The organism is Mesorhizobium sp. M7A.F.Ca.MR.176.00.0.0 (assembly GCF_004023165.1).
Taxonomy (GTDB): Bacteria; Pseudomonadota; Alphaproteobacteria; order Rhizobiales; family Rhizobiaceae; genus Mesorhizobium.
The window spans coordinates 1-2,316 of the sequence record NZ_RZTC01000253.1 but is presented as its reverse complement, the minus strand read 5'-3'; the positions used below and the strand labels follow the sequence as shown (position 1 = coordinate 2,316).

The window sequence follows — 2,316 nt, the reverse complement described above, 5'->3', positions numbered from 1 at the left end:
GCCTCGTGTGGCAAAAGGAGAGGGGCGAGAGCCCATGGCCTGCAATGAAGCGATCACGCGTTGCGATCGTGGAACCAAGCTGCCCGGTCGACCATCCAGATCGCGGTCTTCAATGCCAGCTCGCCTTGGAACCGGCCTTTCAGCAATTGGCTGAGCGGGCAGCGGAATCCGGCTGGACCGAGGACGAGATAGCCTACGCGCTCCTCGAGCTCGCCGGCTCGCGCCTCAAGAGCAACTCCGCCAATCGCGAGACTGAGAGGGCGATCGACCGGGCCAGGGCAACGAGATGAGCGGCACCTTCGAGAAGCTTCGCCTGACCCGATAGGAACGTCGCCGCGCCAATCAGTTTGGCGGTGAAGGCTGACCCCGGCCGAGTCGGGCAGGCGAGCGGCAGTGCTGAAATAAGGGCGTGAGAATCCATGGCGATCTTGCGCATGGCGAACTCCTTCAAGTGACTTGTTTTCATCAGCCTGCCAGAGGTGCCACCCGGCCATGGGTTCTTGATACGGCGGCTGTGTCAAGACGCCAGGCGCCACCTCGCGGCTAAGCCCGCAAAGCGGACCTTTTGTCGCAGTCGCAAAACCGTGTCGAAGGTTTCGGGATATTTGCGACGAAAAAGCGGTCGTTGGCCATCAGCGCCCCGGCCAAATAAGGCGTGCTTGTTATTCAAGGTTGAGATAACTTCGCAGATACCGAGGGGTGCCCCGTCAAGGGGCTGAGATACTGTTGGCCGAAGGCAGCACAGTGACCCTTTGAACCTGATCCGGATCATGCCGGCGAAGGGACGGGTCTGACGCCTCTCTCCTTTGCCGGCCTCAAACAAGTGGCCGCAATGACACCCGAAAAATCAACGACCACGGCCCGGCATTCAGCGCTCACGCCTAAACTTTCGACGTTGACCCACCTATGCGCCCTTTCGGTGCTGCCGTTGAACGTCTTTCTGCCATCACTGGCGAATATCGCGCAGGATTTCCGCGCCGATTATGCTCTCGTGAGCCTGTCGTTAGCCGGTTACGCGATAGTGGCCGTCGCATTGGAACTGATCATGGGTCCGCTATCCGATCGGTTCGGGCGTCGGCCGATCGTCATGGTCAGTCTTGCCACGTTCACGATCGGGTCGATCGGCTGCGCCTTTGCATCCGATATTTGGACCTTTCTTGCGTTCCGTTTGCTCCAGGCGGCAATCACGTCCTGCCATCCAATTTCGATGGCGATTATCAGGGATACGGCCGGCAAAGAGCAGACGGCGAGCCGGATCAGTTATGCGGCGATGATCTGGGCGCTGGCCCCGATGATCGGCCCGGCGCTTGGCGGTGTGGTGGATGAAACCTTGGGCTGGCGGGCGATTTTCTGGGGTCTTGCCCTAGCCGGCATCGTGATGTTTGCCTCGTCCAGCAATTCCACGCCTATCCGGCGCTGTTCCGCGCACCCGGTTTTTGGGCCTACGCGCTGTGCATGGGGTTCTTGGTCGGTGCGGGCTACGCGTTTCTCGCTGGCGCCCCACTTGTTGCTGCAATATTCGACGTGTCATCGGCCTCGCTTGGCTTTTACATCGGCAGCATAACAGCGGGCTTCGTGTTGGGTAGCTCCTGTCCGGACGTTACGCCGGCCGTTTCCCTCTGACCACCATGATGATAGTGGGGCGCATCGTCGCTGTGCCGGCCCTGCGATTTGTCTGGTCCTGTTTTTCGCAGATGACAGGCATGTGATTGCGCTATTCGGCCGCACCGAAAGCTCCCATGCTAAACGACTAATTTGCAGACAGACCAGAGTTGGCTGGGGTTCTTTCAGCGAGTCCCTTTCAATTCTTCGCTGCCTTCCTCAACCAGTCGCGCATTTGTCGCGCGGGCCGTGACAGGTGCGCCGTGTCAGGGGTCAGCAGATGATACTGTTCCCGTCCTGGCAGCACCGGGCCGGGAAGCTGAACAAGACGCCCCGAGCGCAGATGCTGGCCGCAGGAGAGATGGTCGCCGATGGCAATGCCAAGGCCGCGCAGCGCCGCGTCGATGCACAGATGGGTGCGGTTGAAGAACAGGTGGTTGTCGACATCGTCCAGCATGACGCCTGCCGCTTCGCAATAGCGCCGCCACCAGTAGAGCCCGCGCTCGTGGATCAGCCTGTGCGCAGCGTAGAAGCCTGGTGAGACCGGATCTGGGCCCTTGGCGATCAATGCGGGCGAGGCGACCGGGAACGCGTTGAGATCAAGGAAGGGCTCGGAGCGAAAGCCGATCAGCGCCGCCGGTCCCCAGGTCAGCACCAGATCGACATCGCCTGGCAGGCTGCGCGGCGGGTCCGGGCGGCAGCGGAGATCAACGT

General features: G+C 61.1%; 3 protein-coding genes and 1 riboswitch. Of the genes, 1 reads left to right on the top strand and 2 read right to left on the bottom strand.

Features of this window, described 5'->3' with window-relative positions:
• Nucleotides 1-193: 193 nt before the first annotated feature.
• Nucleotides 194-436, bottom strand: coding sequence for a hypothetical protein (locus EOB59_RS35505; RefSeq protein WP_164895846.1), 243 nt, complete (start codon nucleotides 434-436; stop codon nucleotides 194-196).
• Nucleotides 437-685: 249 nt separating this feature from the next.
• Nucleotides 686-803, top strand: a riboswitch (TPP riboswitch).
• A 29-nt stretch (nucleotides 804-832) separates the two neighbouring features.
• Between EOB59_RS35505 and EOB59_RS34480 the strand changes: the two genes are divergently transcribed.
• Nucleotides 833-1,564: an MFS transporter gene (locus EOB59_RS34480; RefSeq protein ID WP_206072904.1), complete on the top strand. Its 732-nt coding sequence runs from the start codon at nucleotides 833-835 to the stop codon at nucleotides 1,562-1,564.
• A gap of 237 nt (nucleotides 1,565-1,801) precedes the next feature.
• On the opposite strand, the gene EOB59_RS34475 is transcribed toward EOB59_RS34480, so the two are convergent.
• The coding region (locus EOB59_RS34475) for a LysR substrate-binding domain-containing protein (RefSeq protein ID WP_245486887.1) at nucleotides 1,802-2,316 on the bottom strand (515 nt) is incomplete at its 5' end.

What these genes read in the sequence shown, in the direction of transcription:
- EOB59_RS35505 (WP_164895846.1), bottom strand. Translation starts at nt 436, where the DNA reads ATGCGCAAGATCGCCATGGATTCTCACGCCCTTATTTCAGCACTGCCG.
- EOB59_RS34480 (WP_206072904.1), top strand. Translation starts at nt 833, where the DNA reads ATGACACCCGAAAAATCAACGACCACGGCCCGGCATTCAGCGCTCACG.